This is a genomic window from Achromobacter sp. NPDC008082, from assembly GCF_042957345.1.
In the GTDB taxonomy this organism is placed as follows: Bacteria; Pseudomonadota; Gammaproteobacteria; order Burkholderiales; family Burkholderiaceae_B; genus Achromobacter; species Achromobacter kerstersii_A.
Genome location: NZ_JBIBIB010000001.1, coordinates 1,465,316 through 1,483,402, shown reverse-complemented (window position 1 = coordinate 1,483,402; position 18,087 = coordinate 1,465,316). Strand labels below are relative to the sequence as shown.

The 18,087-nt window shown below is 64.6% G+C and carries 15 protein-coding genes and 1 other RNA gene; 5 read left to right on the top strand and 11 right to left on the bottom strand.

The window, feature by feature from the left end; all coding sequences use genetic code 11:
• Nucleotides 1-61: 61 nt before the first annotated feature.
• Both carB and carA read right to left on the bottom strand, forming a co-directional pair.
• The gene (gene carB / locus ACFZAI_RS06665) at nt 62-3,307 is read right to left on the bottom strand and encodes a carbamoyl-phosphate synthase large subunit (RefSeq protein WP_391566160.1); all 3,246 of its coding nucleotides are present in this window, start codon (nt 3,305-3,307) and stop codon (nt 62-64) included.
• 10 nt (nt 3,308-3,317) lie between these two features.
• Nucleotides 3,318-4,472, bottom strand: coding sequence for a glutamine-hydrolyzing carbamoyl-phosphate synthase small subunit (gene carA / locus ACFZAI_RS06660; protein ID WP_391566159.1), 1,155 nt, complete (start codon nt 4,470-4,472; stop codon nt 3,318-3,320).
• Nucleotides 4,473-4,689: 217 nt separating this feature from the next.
• Between carA and tal the strand changes: the two genes are divergently transcribed.
• Nucleotides 4,690-5,643 (top strand): transaldolase, encoded by a 954-nt coding sequence (gene tal, locus ACFZAI_RS06655; protein WP_391566158.1) that lies wholly within the window; start codon nt 4,690-4,692, stop codon nt 5,641-5,643.
• Nucleotides 5,644-5,718: 75 nt separating this feature from the next.
• On the opposite strand, the gene ACFZAI_RS06650 is transcribed toward tal, so the two are convergent.
• Nucleotides 5,719-6,246: a carboxymuconolactone decarboxylase family protein gene (locus tag ACFZAI_RS06650; protein ID WP_391566157.1), complete on the bottom strand. Its 528-nt coding sequence runs from the start codon at nt 6,244-6,246 to the stop codon at nt 5,719-5,721.
• A 101-nt stretch (nt 6,247-6,347) separates the two neighbouring features.
• Here ACFZAI_RS06650 and ACFZAI_RS06645 point away from each other — a divergent pair, with 101 nt between their 5' ends.
• The 4 genes from ACFZAI_RS06645 to ACFZAI_RS06630 are packed head-to-tail and all read left to right on the top strand — an operon-like array spanning nt 6,348 to nt 10,183.
• Entirely contained in the window at nt 6,348-8,537 is a 2,190-nt protein-coding gene (locus ACFZAI_RS06645) for an ATP-binding protein (RefSeq protein WP_391566156.1), read from the top strand.
• An 18-nt stretch (nt 8,538-8,555) separates the two neighbouring features.
• On the top strand, nt 8,556-8,921 hold the full coding sequence (locus ACFZAI_RS06640; protein ID WP_391566155.1) for a response regulator: 366 nt from the start codon (nt 8,556-8,558) through the stop codon (nt 8,919-8,921).
• Nucleotides 8,918-9,598 carry a hypothetical protein gene (locus ACFZAI_RS06635; RefSeq protein WP_391566154.1) on the top strand — a complete coding sequence of 227 codons (681 nt, stop codon included), beginning with the start codon at nt 8,918-8,920 and terminating at the stop codon, nt 9,596-9,598. Before ACFZAI_RS06640 ends, ACFZAI_RS06635 begins: the two co-directional genes overlap by 4 nt.
• 9 nt (nt 9,599-9,607) lie before the next feature.
• Nucleotides 9,608-10,183 carry a biliverdin-producing heme oxygenase gene (locus tag ACFZAI_RS06630; RefSeq protein ID WP_391566153.1) on the top strand — a complete coding sequence of 192 codons (576 nt, stop codon included), beginning with the start codon at nt 9,608-9,610 and terminating at the stop codon, nt 10,181-10,183.
• A 71-nt stretch (nt 10,184-10,254) separates the two neighbouring features.
• Here the strand turns inward: ACFZAI_RS06630 and ACFZAI_RS06625 are convergent, their stop codons facing one another.
• From ACFZAI_RS06625 to ffs, 8 genes are all read right to left on the bottom strand, one after another.
• Entirely contained in the window at nt 10,255-11,049 is a 795-nt protein-coding gene (locus ACFZAI_RS06625) for an ABC transporter permease (protein ID WP_006222859.1), read from the bottom strand.
• A gap of 3 nt (nt 11,050-11,052) precedes the next feature.
• Entirely contained in the window at nt 11,053-11,862 is an 810-nt protein-coding gene (locus tag ACFZAI_RS06620) for an ABC transporter ATP-binding protein (RefSeq protein ID WP_054427960.1), read from the bottom strand.
• Nucleotides 11,855-12,895 (bottom strand): ABC transporter substrate-binding protein, encoded by a 1,041-nt coding sequence (locus ACFZAI_RS06615; RefSeq protein WP_391566152.1) that lies wholly within the window; start codon nt 12,893-12,895, stop codon nt 11,855-11,857. Before ACFZAI_RS06615 ends, ACFZAI_RS06620 begins: the two co-directional genes overlap by 8 nt.
• An 11-nt stretch (nt 12,896-12,906) precedes the next feature.
• Nucleotides 12,907-14,166 carry a CaiB/BaiF CoA transferase family protein gene (locus tag ACFZAI_RS06610; RefSeq protein ID WP_391566151.1) on the bottom strand — a complete coding sequence of 420 codons (1,260 nt, stop codon included), beginning with the start codon at nt 14,164-14,166 and terminating at the stop codon, nt 12,907-12,909.
• Nucleotides 14,167-14,241: 75 nt separating this feature from the next.
• A complete protein-coding gene (gene recR, locus ACFZAI_RS06605) occupies nt 14,242-14,850 on the bottom strand; it encodes a recombination mediator RecR (protein ID WP_054427963.1) in 609 nt (202 codons plus the stop codon).
• 21 nt (nt 14,851-14,871) lie between these two features.
• Nucleotides 14,872-15,198, bottom strand: a complete 327-nt coding sequence (locus ACFZAI_RS06600; RefSeq protein ID WP_006221090.1) for a YbaB/EbfC family nucleoid-associated protein — start codon at nt 15,196-15,198, stop codon at nt 14,872-14,874.
• A 43-nt stretch (nt 15,199-15,241) separates the two neighbouring features.
• Complete coding sequence (locus ACFZAI_RS06595; protein WP_391566150.1) at nt 15,242-17,572, bottom strand: DNA polymerase III subunit gamma/tau; 2,331 nt, start codon at nt 17,570-17,572, stop codon at nt 15,242-15,244.
• Nucleotides 17,573-17,723: 151 nt separating this feature from the next.
• Nucleotides 17,724-17,821, bottom strand: an RNA gene (gene ffs, locus ACFZAI_RS06590) — signal recognition particle sRNA small type.
• Nucleotides 17,822-18,087 lie beyond the last annotated feature (266 nt).

Below are 18,087 nucleotides of genomic sequence, written 5' to 3'. Positions count from 1 at the left end.
GCCCCTTTTCAAGGGCCGCCCCGGCATCCTACCTCAAGCCCGTAGGCTTGGCGCGATGGCGTTAGCCTTGAGCGCTGAGCGATGCGTGCAGATCCTGCAACGGGTAGACCTGAAGGCCCAGACCCTGGCGCAGATACTGCATGCCCTCGACCGCGGCGCGGGCGCCAGCGATGGTGGTGAAGAACGTGACGCGAGCGGCCAGCGACTGCGTGCGGATGGTGCGCGAGTCAACGATGGCGTTGCGACGTTCTTCGACGGTGTTGATGACCAGCGCGATTTCGCCGTTCTTCACCATGTCGACGATGTGCGGACGGCCTTCCGTGACCTTGTTCACCACTTGCACGGGGATGCCGGCAGCTTCGATCTCGGCGGCGGTGCCGCGCGTGGCGACCAGCTTGAAGCCCAGGGCATGCAGGCCGCGCGCCACTTCCACGGCGCGGGGCTTGTCCTGGTTCTTCACGCTGATGAACACCGTGCCGGAATCCGGCAGGCGCACGCCAGCCGCCAGCTGCGACTTCACGAAGGCTTCGCCAAAGCTCATGCCCACGCCCATCACTTCGCCGGTCGACTTCATTTCCGGGCCCAGGATGGTGTCTACGCCCGGGAACTTCACGAACGGGAACACGGCTTCCTTGACCGAGAAGTACGGCGGCACGACTTCCTTCGTGATGCCTTGGGCCGCCAGCGTCTGGCCGGCCATGGCGCGCGCGGCGATCTTGGCCAATTGCAGGCCGGTGGCCTTCGACACGTAAGGCACCGTACGCGAGGCGCGCGGGTTTACTTCCAGCACGTAGACGTCGCCGCCCTGGATGGCGAACTGCACGTTCATCAGGCCGCTGACGTTCAAGGCCTTGGCCATCATCGTGGTCTGGCGCTTGATCTCGGCGATGACGTCCGCCGACAGCGAGTACGGGGGCAGGCTGCACGCCGAGTCGCCCGAGTGCACGCCGGCCTGTTCGATGTGTTCCATGACGCCGCCGATGAAGACGGTTTCGCCATCGGCCAGGCAGTCCACGTCGACTTCGGTGGCGTTGTTCAGGAAGCGGTCCAGCAGCACGGGCGAGTCATTGCTGACCTTCACGGCCTCGCGCATGTAGCGCTCGAGGTCTTGCTGCTCGTGCACGATTTCCATGGCGCGGCCGCCCAGCACGTAGCTGGGGCGAACCACCAGCGGGTAGCCGATTTCGGTGGCGTGGGCCAAAGCCTCGCCTTCGGTGCGCGCGGTGCGGTTGGGCGGCTGACGCAGACCCAGCTTGTTCAGCAGCTTCTGGAAGCGTTCGCGGTCTTCGGCGACGTCAATGGATTCCGGGCTGGTGCCGATGATCGGCACGCCGTTGGCTTCCAGCGCGCGCGCCAGCTTCAACGGGGTCTGGCCGCCGTACTGGACGATCATGCCGACCGGGTTTTCCTTGTGGACGATTTCCAGCACGTCTTCCAAGGTCAGCGGTTCGAAGTACAGGCGATCCGACGTGTCGTAGTCGGTGGACACGGTTTCCGGGTTGCAGTTGACCATGATGGTCTCGTACCCGTCTTCGCGCAGCGCCAGCGCGGCGTGCACGCAGCAGTAGTCAAACTCGATGCCCTGGCCGATACGGTTCGGGCCACCGCCCAGCACCACGATCTTCTTGCGATCGGTGGGGGCGGCTTCGCACTCTTCCTCGTACGTGGAGTACATGTAGGCGGTGCGGGTGGCGAATTCGGCGGCGCAGGTGTCCACGCGCTTGTAGACCGGGCGCACGTTCAGCTGGTGACGCAGCTTGCGGACTTCGGATTCCGCCGAGTCCAGCAGGAACGCCAGGCGGCGGTCAGAGAAACCGCGGCGCTTCAGTTCCCACAGCGTGGCGTAGTCCAGATCGGCCAGCGTCTTTTGTTCCAGCGCCAGTTCGATGTCGACGATTTCCTTGATCTGCGACAGGAACCACGGGTCGATGTGCGTGATGTTGTGCACTTCGTCCAGCGTGAAGCCTTGCGCAAAGGCATCGCCCACGTACCAGATGCGTTCCGGACCGGGCTCGCCCAGTTCGACTTGCAGCTTTTCGCGGTCGGTGGTTTTCTGGTTCAGGCCGTCGACGCCCACTTCCAGACCCCGCAGCGCCTTCTGGAACGATTCCTGGAAGGTACGGCCGATGGCCATGACTTCACCCACGGACTTCATCTGGGTGGTCAGGCGCGCGTCGGCGGTGGGGAATTTTTCGAATGCGAAACGCGGCACCTTGGTGACGACGTAGTCGATCGACGGTTCGAACGAGGCGGGCGTGGCGCCGCCAGTGATTTCGTTCTTGAGCTCGTCCAGCGTGTAGCCCACGGCCAGGCGCGCGGCGACCTTGGCGATGGGGAAGCCGGTGGCCTTGGATGCCAACGCCGACGAACGCGACACGCGCGGGTTCATCTCGATGACGATCATGCGGCCGTTCTTCGGATTGACGGCGAACTGCACGTTCGAACCGCCCGTATCCACACCGATCTCGCGCAACACCGCGATCGATGCGTTACGCATGATCTGGTATTCCTTGTCGGTCAGCGTCTGGGCCGGCGCCACGGTGATCGAGTCACCGGTGTGCACGCCCATGGGGTCAAGGTTTTCGATCGAGCAGACGATGATGCAGTTGTCCGCCTTGTCGCGGACCACTTCCATCTCGAATTCCTTCCAGCCCAACAGCGACTCTTCGATCAGCAGCTCGTTGGTCGGCGAGGCTTCCAGGCCGCGGCGGCAGATGGTTTCGAATTCTTCGGCGTTGTAGGCGATACCACCGCCCGAGCCGCCCATCGTGAAGCTGGGGCGGATGACGGCCGGGAAACCCGAGGTGCCGACTTCCACCGCGATGCGGCGCTGCACTTCCCAGGCTTCTTCCATGCTGTGGGCAACGCCCGACTTCGCCGATTCCAGGCCGATGTCGGTCATGGCCTGCTTGAACTTCTGGCGGTCTTCCGCTTTTTCGATGGCGTGCTCGTTGGCGCCGATCAGTTCCACGTTGTGCTTTTTCAGCACGCCGTGGTGGGCCAGGTCCAGTGCGCAGTTCAGCGCGGTCTGGCCGCCCATGGTGGGCAGCAGCGCATCGGGCTTTTCGCGCTCGATGATCTTTTCAACGGCTTGCCAGGTGATGGGCTCGATGTAGGTGACGTCGGCCGTTTCCGGGTCCGTCATGATCGTGGCCGGGTTGCTGTTCACCAGAATGGTGCGGTAACCCTCGGCCTTGAGCGCCTTGCACGCCTGTGCGCCGGAATAGTCGAATTCGCAAGCCTGCCCGATGATGATGGGGCCGGCGCCGATGATGAGAATACTTTTTAGGTCTGTACGCTTGGGCATGATGCAATCTTTACTTTTGGCCGGACATCAGGGCGATGAACTTGTCGAACAGTTCAAGGATGTCGTGCGGACCCGGGCTGGCTTCGGGGTGACCCTGGAAGCAGAAGGCCGGGCGGTCGGTGAGCTCGAAGCCCTGCAAGGTGCCATCGAACAGCGACACGTGCGTCACGCGCGCATTGGCCGGCAGGCTGGCCGCGTCAACCGCGAAGCCGTGGTTCTGGCTCGTGATGAACACGCGCTTGGACTGAAGGTCCTGCACGGGGTGGTTCGCGCCATGGTGGCCGGTCTTCATCTTGAGCGTCTTGCCGCCCACGGCCAGGCCCATGATCTGGTGGCCCAGGCAGATGCCGAATACCGGCAGCTTCTTGTCCAGGAACACGCGCGTGGCGTCGATGGCGTAGTCGCAGGGCTCGGGGTCGCCGGGGCCGTTGGACAGGAATACGCCGTCGGGATTGAGCTTGAGCACGTCTTCAGCGCTGGTTTGCGCCGGCACCAAAGTCAGGCGGCAACCGCGGTCAGCCAACAAGCGCAGGATGTTGGTCTTGATGCCGAAGTCGTAAGCGACGACGTGGAACTTGGACTGGTCGGGCTTGGAAAAGCCTTCGCCCAGCTGCCAGGTGCCTTCGGTCCATTCAGAGCTGCTCTTGACCGAGACAACCTTGGCCAGATCCTGGCCGGCCATGCCGGCAAAACCTTGAGCCAGTTCAACGGCACGTTCGGCGTCGGTGCCAACGAAGATGCAGGCGCCTTGAGCGCCTTTTTCACGCAGGATGCGCGTGAGCTTGCGGGTGTCGATGCCAGAAATGGCGACGATGCCCTGCGCGGCCAGATAGTCGGGCAGGGATTGCGTGGAACGGAAGTTCGACACGCGGGCGGGACAGTCGCGGACCACAAGTCCGGCGGCATAGACGCGATTGGCTTCCACGTCTTCGGCGTTGACGCCGGTGTTGCCAATATGCGGATACGTCAGCGTGACGATCTGTCCGCTATAGCTGGGATCGGTGAGAATTTCCTGGTACCCGGTCATCGCGGTGTTGAACACCACTTCGGCAACGGTATGGCCAGGCGCACCGATCGACACGCCTCGAAAAATGGTACCGTCCGCCAGAGCCAGAATTGCAGGAGGGAAGCGGTTGATCCCCTCGGGAAAAAGTTGCGGCAGCACAGTAAACCCCGGTTTTAGAATCGATAATCAAACCTTCGGATTATACCTCGACCGGCCGAATTTCCCGGCGAACCGCGCCAAATAAGGCCCGGACGGGCGATTCCCCCCTTTTCGGCGCATGCACGCGGCCTCCTGCTTGTGGGCGGCGGCGGGCAAGCAGCGGCAGTGATACGCTTACAGCACCTTCAACCCTTGCCGTTGTGAGCCGTAACTGCCCATGTCCAGCCAACTTGACGCCCTGCGCAATCACACCACCGTTGTCGCCGACACGGGGGATTTTGAAGCGATGAAGGCGCTGCGTCCCACCGACGCCACGACCAACCCGTCCCTGATTCTGAAAGCCGTGCAGCAGGATGCGTACCGCCCGCTGCTGGAAAAAGTCGCGCGCGATCACGGCGGCGCGTCCACGCCCGAACTGGTTGACCGGCTGCTGGTGTCGTTTGGCCGCGCCATTTTGAACATTGTGCCGGGCCGCGTATCGACGGAAGTCGACGCCCGCCTGTCCTTTGACACCCGCGCCACCATCGAACGCGCACGCGGCCTGATCGCGCTGTATGAAGCCGCCGGCGTGCCGCGCGAGCGCGTGCTGATCAAAATCGCGTCCACATGGGAAGGCATCCAGGCCGCCCGGGTGCTGCAAGCCGAAGGCGTGCGCTGCAACCTGACGCTGCTGTTCTCGCTGCCGCAGGCCGTGGCCTGCGCCGATGCCCGCGTGCAGCTGATTTCGCCTTTTGTTGGCCGCATCTATGACTGGTACAAGAAATCCGCTGGCGCCGCCTGGGTCGAAGCCGACAATGCGGGCGCGCGCGATCCGGGGGTGCTGTCCGTGACGCGTATTTACCGTTATTACAAACAGAATGGAATTCCTACCGAAATCATGGGCGCCAGCTTCCGCAACGCCGGCCAGATTCTGGCGCTTTCGGGCTGCGACCTGCTGACGATCAGCCCTGATCTGCTCAAGCAGCTGTCCAGCACCGAAGGTGACGCCCCGGCGCAATTGCGTGCAGACGACACCGGTGAAGCCATTGCCCCTATCGGCGCCGACGAAATCACGTTCCGCACCCTGCTCAATGACGACGCCATGGCCTCCGAAAAGCTGTCGGAAGGCATCCGCCTGTTCGTGGCGGACGCGGTCAAGCTGGATGCGCTGATCGAGGCGCAGCGCGGATAAACGCGCCACACCGGCCCTTCTATCCGCGCTCGCCGAGTTTTGGGCACGGCGCTTGCTGATAGAGGGCCGGCAGGTTTACCGGTGATCGTGCGAATGCACCTGCAACGCTTCCAGGAAGCGCGACACCATGTTGTACGCCGCCACCGTCGCAGTCAGTTCAACGATTAATTTTTCCGAACCCATTGCGGCGCGCGCGGCTTGAAAGACTGGTTCCGGCACTTGAACGTGGCGCGTCATGGCGTCGGTATAGGCCAGCACCGCTTTTTCGCGTTCACTGAATAAGCTTGAGCTTTCCCAGGTATCCAATGCATCCAGTTGCGCCTGCGTGACGCCTTCTTTCAGGGCGATCGGCGCGTGCTGGTCGGCTTCGTAAGGCGCGCCGTTAATGGCCGCCACTCGCATGATGACCAGTTCGCGCAGGTCACCCGGCAAGGAGCTGAGCTGCCGGATAGCAGTCAGATAGTTCAGCCAGCCGCCCGCCACGGCGGGGCTATGCAGCAGCATTTGGTACAGGTGCAAGACACTGCCGCGTTCCGCGACGATGCGCTCCACAAGGGGCCGTGCTTCGGGATGAGTCAGATCGGCGTAGGGTAGACGGGCCATGGATTCTCCATATAGACGACAGGGCTGCAACTGCAAACATTCGTACAAAATCTTTGACATAATGACAGCATATTGCGCGCCCTAGGACCCCCCCGCCCAGAATGAATGCGCCTCCCCAATCCCATCCGCCAGTCACGCTCGCCAACTGCGATAGCGAACCGATCCATGTACCGGGCGCCATCCAGCCGCTGGGCGTGCTGCTTGCGTTTGATGCCGACGGAATGCTGCAATTCGCCAGCGAAAATGCGCCCGACGTGCTGGGCGCGCCGCTCACGCTGGGACAAGTCTGCACAGCAGGCACGCTGCCGCCTAGCCTGGCGCATTATCTGTCGGTCTGGCTGGGTAGCGCAGACCCCATCTTCGACCCGCTGACCATCACGCTCAACGATGCCACGTTCGACGTGATCGGGCATCGGAACGTGGACGGCCTGACCATCATCGAATTAGAGCGCCGCCCCGAGGATGTCGGCATCGCCGACCCTGCGCATATTTATCGCAGCATCGAACGCGTGCGCCGCCAGCCGGACGTGGCCGGACTGCTCGACAGCGCGGTGCGCGAAGTACATCGCGCGACCGGTTTCGATCGCGTCATGGCCTACCGCTTCCACCCCGACGACAGTGGCGAAATCGTCACCGAACGCCACCACGAATCGTTGGATGACTGGGTGGGCAGGCGCTATCCCGCAGGCGACATCCCGGCCCAGGCGCGGCGCTTGTACACCGTCAACACGCTGCGTCAGATTGCGGATGCGCGCTACACGCCTGTGCGCGTGCTGGGTGCGCCCAGCGCCGGGCTGAAGCCGCTGGATATGAGCTTTTCATCACTACGCAGCGTGTCGCCCATTCACCTGGAGTACATGGCCAACATGGGCGTCGAGGCGTCGATGAGCCTGTCGATTGTGATTGGCGGGCGGCTCTGGGGCATGATCGCCTGCCACCACCATTCGCCGCGCCCCATCCCCTACCCCGCCCGCCTGGCTTGCGAAGCGCTGGCGCAAGTGCTGTCCGCCGCGCTGGCCAACATTGAAGGGGCGGCACGCGCGGCGCAATCACGACGCAGTGCGGCGCTGGTCAGCGAACTGACCGAACGTGCATCCGCCTCGGAAAACCTGCACCTGGCCTTGTCGGGCGGCGCAGAAACCCCGGCCGCGCTGGTTCCGAATGACGCCGCATTGTGTTTGTGGGGCAATAGCGTCACGGTCTTCGGCGGCATCGCGCCGCGCGGCGAACTCGTCGGCATTCTGTGCGCGCTGGACCAAAGCGGCCAGCGCCTGGTGCACACCGACAACATCGCGCGCGACTATCCTGGCCTGCAAACGGACCTTGTGCCGTACGCCGGCCTGCTCGCCTGCAAGTTCGACCCCATGAACAACGGCTGGCTGATCTGGCTGCGCAAAGAGCAGATCGAAACGCTGGTGTGGGGCGGCAAGCCCGAAAAGCAATATGCCGTGGGCAGCCAAGGCCCGCGCCTGACGCCGCGAGGTTCATTCGAAGCCTGGCGCGAAGTGGTGCGTGGCACAAGCACGCCATGGCTGGCGACCGAACTGGAAGCGGCCGACAACCTGCGCGATGAGCTGTCCCATATTGCCACCAGCCGCACCGCGGATGTCGACCGCGCACGCACCGCGCTGCTGGCCATGCTGGGCCACGACTTGCGCGACCCGCTGCAATCCATTTCCATGGCGGCCACGCTGTTGTCGAAAACGGATTCCGGCGCGCGCATGGGCGAGCGCATCCGCTATTCCAGCGGCCGCATGCAACGCCTGATCTCGCAGGTGCTGGACCTGTCGCGGCTGCAAGGCGGCATGGGCCTGGGCATTCAGAAGCGGCTGTGCAACCTGACTGAATTGGTCAATGGGCTGATCGCGGAAAAGCGTCAGGCGTACCCCGGTTTGCTGATCGAACCGGACGTGGCGCCTGATCTTGAGCTGATGGCGGACACCGACCGCATCGCCCAGGTCATCACCAACCTGATGAGCAACGCGCGCCAGCACGGCGCCCCGCGCCAGCCCATCCTGGTTCAGGCGCATCAGGTGGACGACGATATTGAATTGCGCGTCATCAACCATGGCGCGCCCATTGCGCAAGACGTGCTGACGCACTTGTTTTCGCCTTTCAAACCCGAGTCGCTGGGCCATTCGCGCAATCGCAATGGCTTGGGGCTGGGCCTGTACATTGCTGACCAGGTCGTGCGCGATCACGAGGGCGAGATCTCGGTGGCGTGCCGTGACGGCCTGGTCATATTCACGGTGACGTTGCCGCGCGGAGCGTGCGGCGCAAGCACCTCTTGATAAATTTGGAGACCTCTTTTGGATGAAGTACGCGCGGTTCGCGTCCTGCTGGTTGACGACAATGAAATGGGCTCGGAGCTGCTGGCCGAATTCCTGACGCTCTCGGGCCTGGAAGCGCGTTGCGCGGCCACGGGCGAAGCGGCATTGGAAATGGTTGACAGCTTTGTCCCTGAAGCCGTTCTGGTTGACATCCTGCTGCCCGATATGGACGGCTACGAACTGGCCACGCGCCTGCGCGCCCGCAAGACGCCGGCGCGCATTTATGCGCTGAGCGGCCTGGCGCGCCATGAACGCCGCAACGACGCCGACGACATGTTCAATGGCTGGATCGAAAAACCCGCCGACCCGGACGCGCTGCTTGCCGTGCTGCGCCAAGCCGAATGACGCCGCCTGCCGTGCCGATCAGCCCGTCGCTGCTTGCCCTGGTGGCGCATGGCGTGCGCCTGAAGGTGTTGGCGCAGATATTTCCGGTGCTGCGCCACGATGTGGTGGGCCCGTTATCCAACGCGTCGCTGGCGGCGGCAATGCTGCGCCAGACGCCCGAAGGCGCCGACGCCAACGCCTTGCAGCAACGCTGCCAGCGTCTGGCCGGCGACCTGACGGTCATGCTGGACGATGGCGTAACCATCGTCCGGGAACTGGACCAATGGCTGGCCGACAACGGCGCGCGCACGAACACGGCGACGCTGCTGGCCGAATGCCGCAAGCTGATGTTCTCGCAACTGCTGTTGTCGCGGCAAAGCGTGGTCTGGCCCGAAGACGTCGCCGAGGTCGAACTGCCGCAATTCACCTCGCGGTATCTGCTGCTGGCCTGGCTGCTTAGCCTGTTGCAAGGGATGCCCGCAGACGTCGTTTTGACGCTGGACCTGTCGCAGCCCCACGCGTGGCATGCCCATTTCTCCACCCACTTCTCCGCCCCGTTCGACGCCGACCCTGCCGCGTCAACGGAAACGATTGATCCGCAACAGGTGGAGCTGCTTGCGGCCGCCTCGGGCTGGCGTCTGGAGCGGCAAGCGCAAGGCTGGTCGCTGCACCTGCCCGCCCCCACCCCCGACAAGTGAGCGGCCCCCATGATTTCACCCGTCCATCAGGTCCTTAGAGAAGGCACGCGCGAGCGGCACGAAACGCTGGACCAGGGCCTGGCCCTGACCGGCGGCGACATTGATCGCGGTGACTATCTGAACTACCTGCGCGCGCTGCTCGGCTGGCTGGAACCGCTGGAACAACAGCTCTGGCGGCTGGACTGGCCCGGCAGCCTGCAAGCGCCGGTGCGCGCAGGAAAAAGCGATTGGCTGCGCGCCGACCTGGCCGCTGCGGGCGACACCGCCCCCGTGCCGCAATGCGCGGATGCGCCGCAGTTGCACACGGCCGACGCGTACGCGCTGGGCGTGGCCTATGTGGTTGAAGGATCGCAATTGGGTGGCCGCTTTCTGGCCAAGCATCTGGCGGACGTCACTCCCGCATTGCCGCTGCGCTACTTGCGCGGTTACGGCGAACAGGTCGGGCCGATGTGGAAGGCGTTTCTACAATTCCTGGACAGCGAAGCCGGCGCCCAGGGACGCGAAGCGCACGCGCTGCAAGGCGCGCGCGACGCGTTCGACAGCCTGACGATCTGGCTGCGCAGCCAGCGCGCGTTACGGGCCTGAAGGCCCGTAACCCGAAACGCGTAGCGCGTAACGCGGCGGCGTTGCCGTGTCGTGCTCTTGCGTGACGCGCGCTACAGCTTTTCGGTTTCGCCTGACTTGGGCTGCCACTTCATCAGGCGCTTTTCACCAATGCCGACGATGTAGTCCAACACCAGCGCAAACGCCGTCAGCACGACGATGCCCGCGAACACCGTGTTCACGTCGAACGTGCCTTCCGCTTGCAGGATCAGGTAGCCCACCCCGCTTGCCGACCCCAGGTATTCACCCACCACCGCGCCCACGAAGGCCAGGCCCACGGACGTGTGCAGGCTGGAAAACACCCAGCTGGTGGCCGACGGCAAGTACACGTGGCGCAGCAGTTGACGCTTGCGCGCGCCCAGCATGCGGGCGTTGTCCAGCAAGGTCGGGCTGACTTCGCGCACGCCCTGGTAGACGTTGAAGAACACGATGAAGAACACCAGCGTGACCGCCAGCGCCACCTTCGACCAGATCCCCAAGCCGAACCACATGCCGAAAATGGGCGCGAGAATCACGCGCGGCATTGAGTTGGCGGCCTTGATATAGGGGTCGAGAATAGCGCTTGCGCGCGGCGACAAGCCCAGCCACAAGCCGAAGCCCAGGCCGGCGATGGTGCCGATGAAGAACGCCAGCACGGTCTCGGTCAGCGTCACCCACAAGTGCGTGTAGATGTCGGCGTTGGTGACGAACCAGGCCCAGATGCGGCCCCAGACCTTCAGCGGCTCACCGAAGAAGAACGCCACTTTGGAGTCGCGCGATGCGAAATGCCAGACGCCCAGGATGACAACCAAGAGCAGCAGTTGCCAGAAGCGCAGGCTGGCGGAACCGGATTTGAATGACTTCGACATACCTCAGGCTCGCTTCTGTTGGGCATAGCCCTTGAGCACTTCTTCGCGCAGCACGGCCCAGATGGCGGAGTGCAGTTCGACGAAACGCGGATGGGCGCGCACTTCGGCCACGTCGCGCGGACGCGGCAGGTCGATCGTGAATTCGCCGATCGGATGCGTGCCAGGCCCGGCCGACAGCACGATCACGCGGTCGCTCATGGCGATGGCTTCGTCCAGGTCGTGCGTGATGAAGAGCACGGCCTTGCGTTTGGCCATCCACAATTCCAGGACCTCGTTTTCCATCAGCTGGCGCGTCTGGATGTCGAGCGCCGAAAACGGCTCGTCCATCAGGATGATGTCAGGGTCGCGGATCAGCGTCTGCGCCAGCATGGCGCGCTTGCGCATGCCGCCAGACATCTGGTGCGGATAACGTTGCTCGAAGCCGCCCAGGCCAACGCGACGCATCCACTCGCGGCCACGCTCAAGCGCTTCCGGCCGCGCCACGCCTGCGAACTCCAGGCCGGCCACCACGTTGTCCAGCGCGCTGCGCCAGGGCAAGAGCGCCTCGCCCTGGAACATGTAACCCGCGCGGGAATTGATGCCGGACAGCGGTTGCCCGAACACCTTCACCTGGCCCGAAGACGGCGCCAGCAAACCAGCGCCTACGTTAAGCAATGTGGACTTGCCGCAACCGGTCGGGCCCACCACCGACACGAACTCCCCTGGCGCAATGGCCAGGGTCGTGTCGCTGACAGCGGTGTAGCGCTGCGACCGGTCGTCACGCGAAACAAAGGTGCAACTGATATTTTCCAGCGACAGTGCGGCTTCAGCCATTGGCATACTTCTCGTTGGCGCGGCGCGCGAAATCATTGGTCCACACCTTGGACGGGTCAATCTTCGAACCGTCGAAGTCCGCCTGGTAGGCAGCCAGCGCCTTCAGCGCGGTGGCGGCGCCGTCTTCGGGAATCATGCCGTCGGGCGACAGGCCTTCCAGGCTCTTGGCGATGGCGGCCTTGTACACGGCCGGGTCGCCCAGCAGATAGGTTTCCGGCACGATCTTGGCGATCTCGTCGGGGCCGGCCTTCTGAATCCACTTGTCGGCGCGCACCAGCGCGTTGGTCAGCGCCTGGGTGGTGTTGGGATTGGCGTCGATGAAGGCTTGCGGCGCGTACAGGCAGCCGGCGGGCATGTTGCCGCCGAAGATGTCCTGCGTGTCTTTCAGCGTGCGCGTGTCGACGATGATCTGGATGTCGCCCGGCATTTCCAACATCGACACCACGGGGTCGGTGTTGGAGATGGCGTCGATCTGGCCGCTGCGCAATGCCGTGACGGCGCCTGCGCCCGCGCCCACGCCGATGATGGACACGTCCGACGCCTTCAGGCCGTGCTTGGCCAGGAAGAAGCTGACCACCATGTTGGTGGACGAGCCCGGCGCGGTCACGCCGATCTTCTTGCCCTTGAGGTCGGTTGGGCCCTTGTAGTTGGGCAGGTTCTTCTTGGACACGCCCACGCCGATCATCGGCGCGCGGCCTTGCAACACAAAGGCGCGGTAGGCCTGGCCCTTGGACTGCATCGACAGCGTGTGTTCGAACGCGCCCGAGACCACGTCGGCGCTGCCACCCACGACCGCCTGCAACGCCTTGGAACCGCCAGCAAAGTCAGCGATGCTGACTTCCAGGCCTTCGTCCTTGAAGTAGCCGCGGGCTTCCGCAATGGACAGCGGAAGATAGTAGATCAGGGGCTTGCCGCCCACGGCGATCTGGACCTTGGTCTTTTCAAGTTTCTGTGCGCGCACAATGGCGGGCGCCATGCCCATGACGCCGGCAGCGCCAGCCATCTTGAGCAAGTCACGGCGAGTAACTGACATGTGGTTGTCTCCTAATTGTCGGGTTTACCGATAGCGCCGGTCTTCGCCAGCTCATCAATAGCCGCTGAATCATACCCCAGCGATTTCAGGACTTCCTCGGTATGTTCCCCTAAAGCCGGCCCCACCCAACGCGTCTGGCCAGGGGTCTCGGACAGCTTCGGAACCACGCCTGGAAGCTTGACCGGACGGCCATCGGCGAAGTGGTGTTGTTCGATCATGCGGCGCGCCAGGAACTGCGGATCGCTGAACATATCGGCCACGCTGTAGATCTTGCCGACCGGCACATCCGCCGCCTTCAGCACGCCCAACGCGTCCTCAATGCCACGGCCATCGCACCATTGCTGGATGGCGCCGTCGATCTCTTCGACCCGGCGGGCGCGGCCATCGTTACGCACCAGCTCCGGGTCTTCGGCCAGATCGTCGCGGCCGATGGCGCGCATCAGGCGGTGGAAGATGGCGTCGCCATTGCCGGCGATGACGATGTTCTGGCCGTCGCGGGTGGTGTATGTGTTGGAGGGCACGATGCCCGGCAGCGCGCCGCCCGTGCGTTCGCGCACCACGCCGGCCACGTCGTATTCGGGCACCAGACTTTCCATCATATTGAACACGGCTTCGTACAGCGCCACGTCCACCATCTGGCCTTGGCCGGCCGTGCATTCGGCGCCCGTCTTGCCATTCCAGCGGCCGCCCGTGGCGTCGCGGTGGCGCAGCGCCATCATCGCGCCGATCACGCCGTGCAGCGCGGCAATGGAATCGCCAATGGAGATGCCGACCCGCAGCGGCGGCCGGTCGGGGTGACCCGACACATACCGCAGGCCGCCCATCGATTCACCGATGGCGCCAAAGCCCGGCTGGTCTTTCATGGGGCCGGTCTGGCCGTAGCCCGACAGCCGCACCATGATCAGCGCGGGGTTGATGGCGCGCAGTTGCTCATAGCCCAAGCCCCACTTTTCGAGCACGCCGGGCCGGTAGTTCTCAACCACGACATCGGCGTCCAGCGCCAGCTTGCGGGCGATTTCCTGCGCGCGCGGGTCTTTCAGGTTGAGGGCGATGGATTGCTTGTTGCGCGCCTGCACCGTCCACCAGAGCGAATTGCCCTCGTGCAGATGGCGCCAGCTGCGGATGGGGTCACCGCCGCCCGTGCCATCCGGGCCGTGCGGGGTTTCCACTTTGATGACATCGGCGCCGAATTCGCCGAAGATGCGCGCGGCGAACGGGCCGGCGATGAGCGTGCCGAGTTCCAGGACCTTGAGTCCGGTCAGCGCTGACATGGTTTGTCTACCTCACAGGTTTGCCGCCCCGGTACGTTGCCGGTGGGCTTTTTGATGTTGCGAGCCCTGCCCTGACTACGTCGTCTTACGCTCCATCAGCGCCCAGGCGATCGTGCCGGCGTCCACGTATTCGAGCTCGCTGCCGGCCGGCACGCCGCGCGCCAGACGCGTGACGCGCAAGCCGCGCTCGCCCAGGGCTTCGCCCAGGAAGTGAGCCGTGGTTTCGCCTTCCGCCGTGAAGTTGGTGGCCAGGATGACTTCCTGAACCACGCCGTCAGTGGCGCGCTTGATGACGCGATCGAAATCCAGCTCGCGCGGGCCGATGCCTTCAAGCGGCGCGACCCGGCCCATCAGCACGTAGTACAGGCCACGGTAGCCGTGGCTGGACTCGATCATGTTCTGATCGGCGGGCGTTTCAACGATGCACAAGAGCGAGGGGTCGCGCTTGGTATTGGCGCAGGTTCCGCAGACTTCGTCTTCCGAAAAGCTGTTGCAGCGGGCGCAGTGCTTCAGATCGCGCACGGCGCCGGCCAACGCCTGCCCCAGCATGTCCGCGCCTTGCGGGTCATGCTGCAACAGGTGATAGGCCATGCGCCTGGCGGATCGAACGCCCACGCCGGGCAGGCGCCGCAGCGCCTCGATCAGCGACACCAGCGGTTCGGGTTCAGGCAGTAAGGGGTCCATTGCGGCCTAGGGCGGCGTCGATCAGAACGGCAGCTTCATGCCCGGGGGCAGCGGCATGCCGGCGGTGACGCCCGCCATCTTTTCCTGCGACGTGGTTTCGGCCTTGCGCAGCGCGTCGTTGAACGCAGCGGCGACCAGGTCTTCCAGCATGTCTTTGTCATCGCCCAGCAGCGACGGGTCGATCACGACGCGCTTGACGTCGTGGCGGCAGGTCATGGTGACCTTGACCAGGCCGCCGCCCGAGGCGCCTTCGACCAGGATTTCAGCCAGCGCGTCTTGCGCCTTCTTCATGTTTTCCTGCATCTGCTGCGCCTGGCGCATCAGGCCGGCCAGTTGTCCTTTCATCATGATGGATGTTCCTTGAACGAGGGGAATAAGAGGGGCCGCCGCCTCAGGCAGCGGCCGGGGGATCAACGTGGCGGATGGAGTCGGGGACGACATGGCCCCCGAAATCGGCCAGCAACGCTTGCACAAAAGGATCAACGGCCACCGCATCTTCGGCGGCCTGCTGGCGCGCAGCGCGTTCGGCTTTCGCCACGGCATGCGCCGTGTCGTCGCCGGTGACGCCGACTCGCACGTCCAGCCGGATGCCCTGACCGAAATGTTCGCACAAGACGGTTTGCAGGCGAACCCGGCTTTCGCTTTCGGCCAGTGTTTTTACGGCCACGCGCAGGATGACCGCGTCACCTTGCACGCCCGCCCATTCGCTTTGCCGCGCGAGTTCAGCGGCCAGGCCGGTGACGGGCAGCGTCGCGGCCAACTCGGGCCAGCCGGCTTGCGTCATGTCTGTGACACGGGCGCGCGCGCCGCGCTTGCGCGACGGGGCGGCGCCTTCGCGGCGGACGGGGGCGACAGCCGGCGCGGCTGATGGCGCGCTGGCCAGCGTTTCAAAATCATCGTCGTCCGGGTCGGACGTGAAGCCGCTTTCAGGAACGAAACCGCCTTCGGCTTCGAATGGGATTTCTTCGTCGACCCAGGAAGGCGGGCCATCGCCGTCGGCGTCCGCCGGCGCTGTCGCCAACACCGCCGCCACGGCGGGCGTGACCGCCAGCGCGGCGGAGCCAGCGGCTTTGGCGGTGGCGGCGTCAGGCGTTGCCGGGGATGCGGGGGCTGCGGGGGCCGCGTTGGCGGCAGCCGGCGTTGCCGCGGGCAGGTCTTCCCACGGCGGCACGCTATCCGCGGAAGCGATGGACGGGGGCGCAGTGACGGCGGGTTCGGGCTGAACATCGGGCGCCGGCGCGGCAGGCGCGAGGGCCGGCGCGGCTGCGACGCTGACGGGCGCGGCCGCCACGTTGACGGGCTCGGCCGCGGACACGTCAAACGCGTCAGGCACGGTGGGCGCCGGCTGAGCAGCCGGAGCCGCCGCGGTCGCAACGGCGGGTGCCTGGGCAGCAGTTGCTGCGTTGACAGGAACCTCGACAGACGCGACGGGAGGCGCGTGGGGAGACGCGACGGCGGCAGCTGCTACAGGGGCTGCCGTGGGGGATGCCGTGGGGGCCGCCGTAGGGGATGCCACCGGGGCTACACCAGGGGCACCCCCGGCAGCCACCGCGACCGCCGGAGCCGCCACGGCCACCGCTGGTTCCGCCGTCTGGCGGGCGGGTGTGGCGGGCGCTTCCAGCGCGGTCTGCGGGCCGGCGTCGCCATTGAGCGACAACATGCGCAGGCAGGCCATGATGAAGCCCGCGTACTCGTCGGGCGCCAACGTCAATTCGCTGCGGCTATGCACCGCCACGGAATAGAACAGTTGCACGGCGTCGGGGTGCAGGCTCAGCGCCAAGCGCGCAATGTCGGCAGCCAGCGGGTCTTCTGCCGGCGTGACGCCCGTGACGCGCTGTTCGATCGCCACGCGCGACAGCAGCACGGCCAGATCGGCCAGCGCCCCCGCGTAGGACAACCCGCGCGTGGACAATTCGTCGGCCACGGCCAGCACGCTTTTCGCGTCGCCCGCGGACAAGGCATCCAAGAGCCGCACCAGATGGCGCTGGTCGATCGTGCCGAGCATGCCGCGCACGGCGTCCTCGGTCATGTTGCCCGCGCTATAGGCGATGGCCTGGTCGGTCAGGGACAGCGCATCGCGCATGGACCCTTGAGCCGCCTGGCCGATCAGGCGCAGCGCCGGCACTTCAAACGGGACGGCTTCCTGGCCCAGCACCGCCTGCAGGTGGCCAACGATGGAGTCGGCCGGCATCTGCTTCAGATTGAATTGCAGGCAGCGCGACAACACCGTCACCGGAATCTTTTGCGGATCGGTGGTGGCCAGGATGAATTTGACATGGGGGGGCGGTTCTTCCAGCGTCTTCAACATGGCGTTGAAGGCGTGGCCGGTCAGCATGTGCACTTCGTCGATCATGTAGACCTTGAAGCGCCCCGCGCCGGGCGCGTACACCGCTTGTTCGAGCAGCTGCGTCATTTCTTCGACGCCGCGGTTCGAGGCCGCATCCAGTTCCAGGTAGTCGACAAAGCGCCCGGCGTCGATTTCCGTACAAGCGCGGCAGACGCCGCAAGGCTTGGACGTGATGCCGGTTTCACAGTTGAGCGACTTGGCCAGGATGCGGGATAGCGTGGTCTTGCCCACGCCCCGGGTGCCGGTGAACAACCAGGCATGGTGCAGGCGTTGGGTGTCGAGCGCGTGAGTCAGCGCGCGCACCACGTGATCCTGTCCCACAAGGGTATCGAACGATCTCGGCCGCCACTTGCGGGCCAGTACCAGATAAGTCATGGCTGGATTGTAGAGCCTGTTTCGCGTGCTGGCTGAAATGCAAAGGGGACGGGCTTATTCCCGCGGAACGAATCCCTGGAAAATAACCCCGTCCCCCTTGAAAGCGAAGGGCCATGAACTGAATTCATGACCCTTTGCTTTGAAGAATCCGGTTGGCGAGCCTTACTCCGGCACTGACCCTAAACGACTATGGCTGCTTCGTTCCCGACCTGACCAGGTTCACCGTCGAACCATGCGAAGGGGCCCGCCAGCCGGAATTCTAGCAGAGCTGCGCGATGCTTGCTTGCTAGCCTTCCGGCAGGCGGGCCCCTAGGGGCGGTATGTTGCCCCCTCCCCGGCCCTCCCCCCGAGGGGGAGGGGGTGATGGCTTTGCTTCGCTTGCCATTTTTGGCTCGCTTCGCTTTGCCTTGCTTGCTTTGCCTTGCTTGCTTTGGCTTGCTTCGCTTTGCCTCGCTCTCTTGTTCTCTTGGATTGCTCTCTTTGGCTTGCTCTCTGTCTTGCGTTCTCTGTCTTGG

Bases quoted from the DNA above. Each gene is read 5' to 3' on its own strand.
- carB (WP_391566160.1), bottom strand. From the start codon at position 3,307: ATGCCCAAGCGTACAGACCTAAAAAGTATTCTCATCATCGGCGCCGGC.
- tal (WP_391566158.1), top strand. From the start codon at position 4,690: ATGTCCAGCCAACTTGACGCCCTGCGCAATCACACCACCGTTGTCGCC.
- ACFZAI_RS06650 (WP_391566157.1), bottom strand. From the start codon at position 6,246: ATGGCCCGTCTACCCTACGCCGATCTGACTCATCCCGAAGCACGGCCC.
- ACFZAI_RS06645 (WP_391566156.1), top strand. From the start codon at position 6,348: ATGAATGCGCCTCCCCAATCCCATCCGCCAGTCACGCTCGCCAACTGC.
- ACFZAI_RS06635 (WP_391566154.1), top strand. From the start codon at position 8,918: ATGACGCCGCCTGCCGTGCCGATCAGCCCGTCGCTGCTTGCCCTGGTG.
- ACFZAI_RS06630 (WP_391566153.1), top strand. From the start codon at position 9,608: ATGATTTCACCCGTCCATCAGGTCCTTAGAGAAGGCACGCGCGAGCGG.
- ACFZAI_RS06625 (WP_006222859.1), bottom strand. From the start codon at position 11,049: ATGTCGAAGTCATTCAAATCCGGTTCCGCCAGCCTGCGCTTCTGGCAA.
- ACFZAI_RS06620 (WP_054427960.1), bottom strand. From the start codon at position 11,862: ATGGCTGAAGCCGCACTGTCGCTGGAAAATATCAGTTGCACCTTTGTT.
- ACFZAI_RS06615 (WP_391566152.1), bottom strand. From the start codon at position 12,895: ATGTCAGTTACTCGCCGTGACTTGCTCAAGATGGCTGGCGCTGCCGGC.
- ACFZAI_RS06610 (WP_391566151.1), bottom strand. From the start codon at position 14,166: ATGTCAGCGCTGACCGGACTCAAGGTCCTGGAACTCGGCACGCTCATC.
- recR (WP_054427963.1), bottom strand. From the start codon at position 14,850: ATGGACCCCTTACTGCCTGAACCCGAACCGCTGGTGTCGCTGATCGAG.
- ACFZAI_RS06600 (WP_006221090.1), bottom strand. From the start codon at position 15,198: ATGATGAAAGGACAACTGGCCGGCCTGATGCGCCAGGCGCAGCAGATG.
- ACFZAI_RS06595 (WP_391566150.1), bottom strand. From the start codon at position 17,572: ATGACTTATCTGGTACTGGCCCGCAAGTGGCGGCCGAGATCGTTCGAT.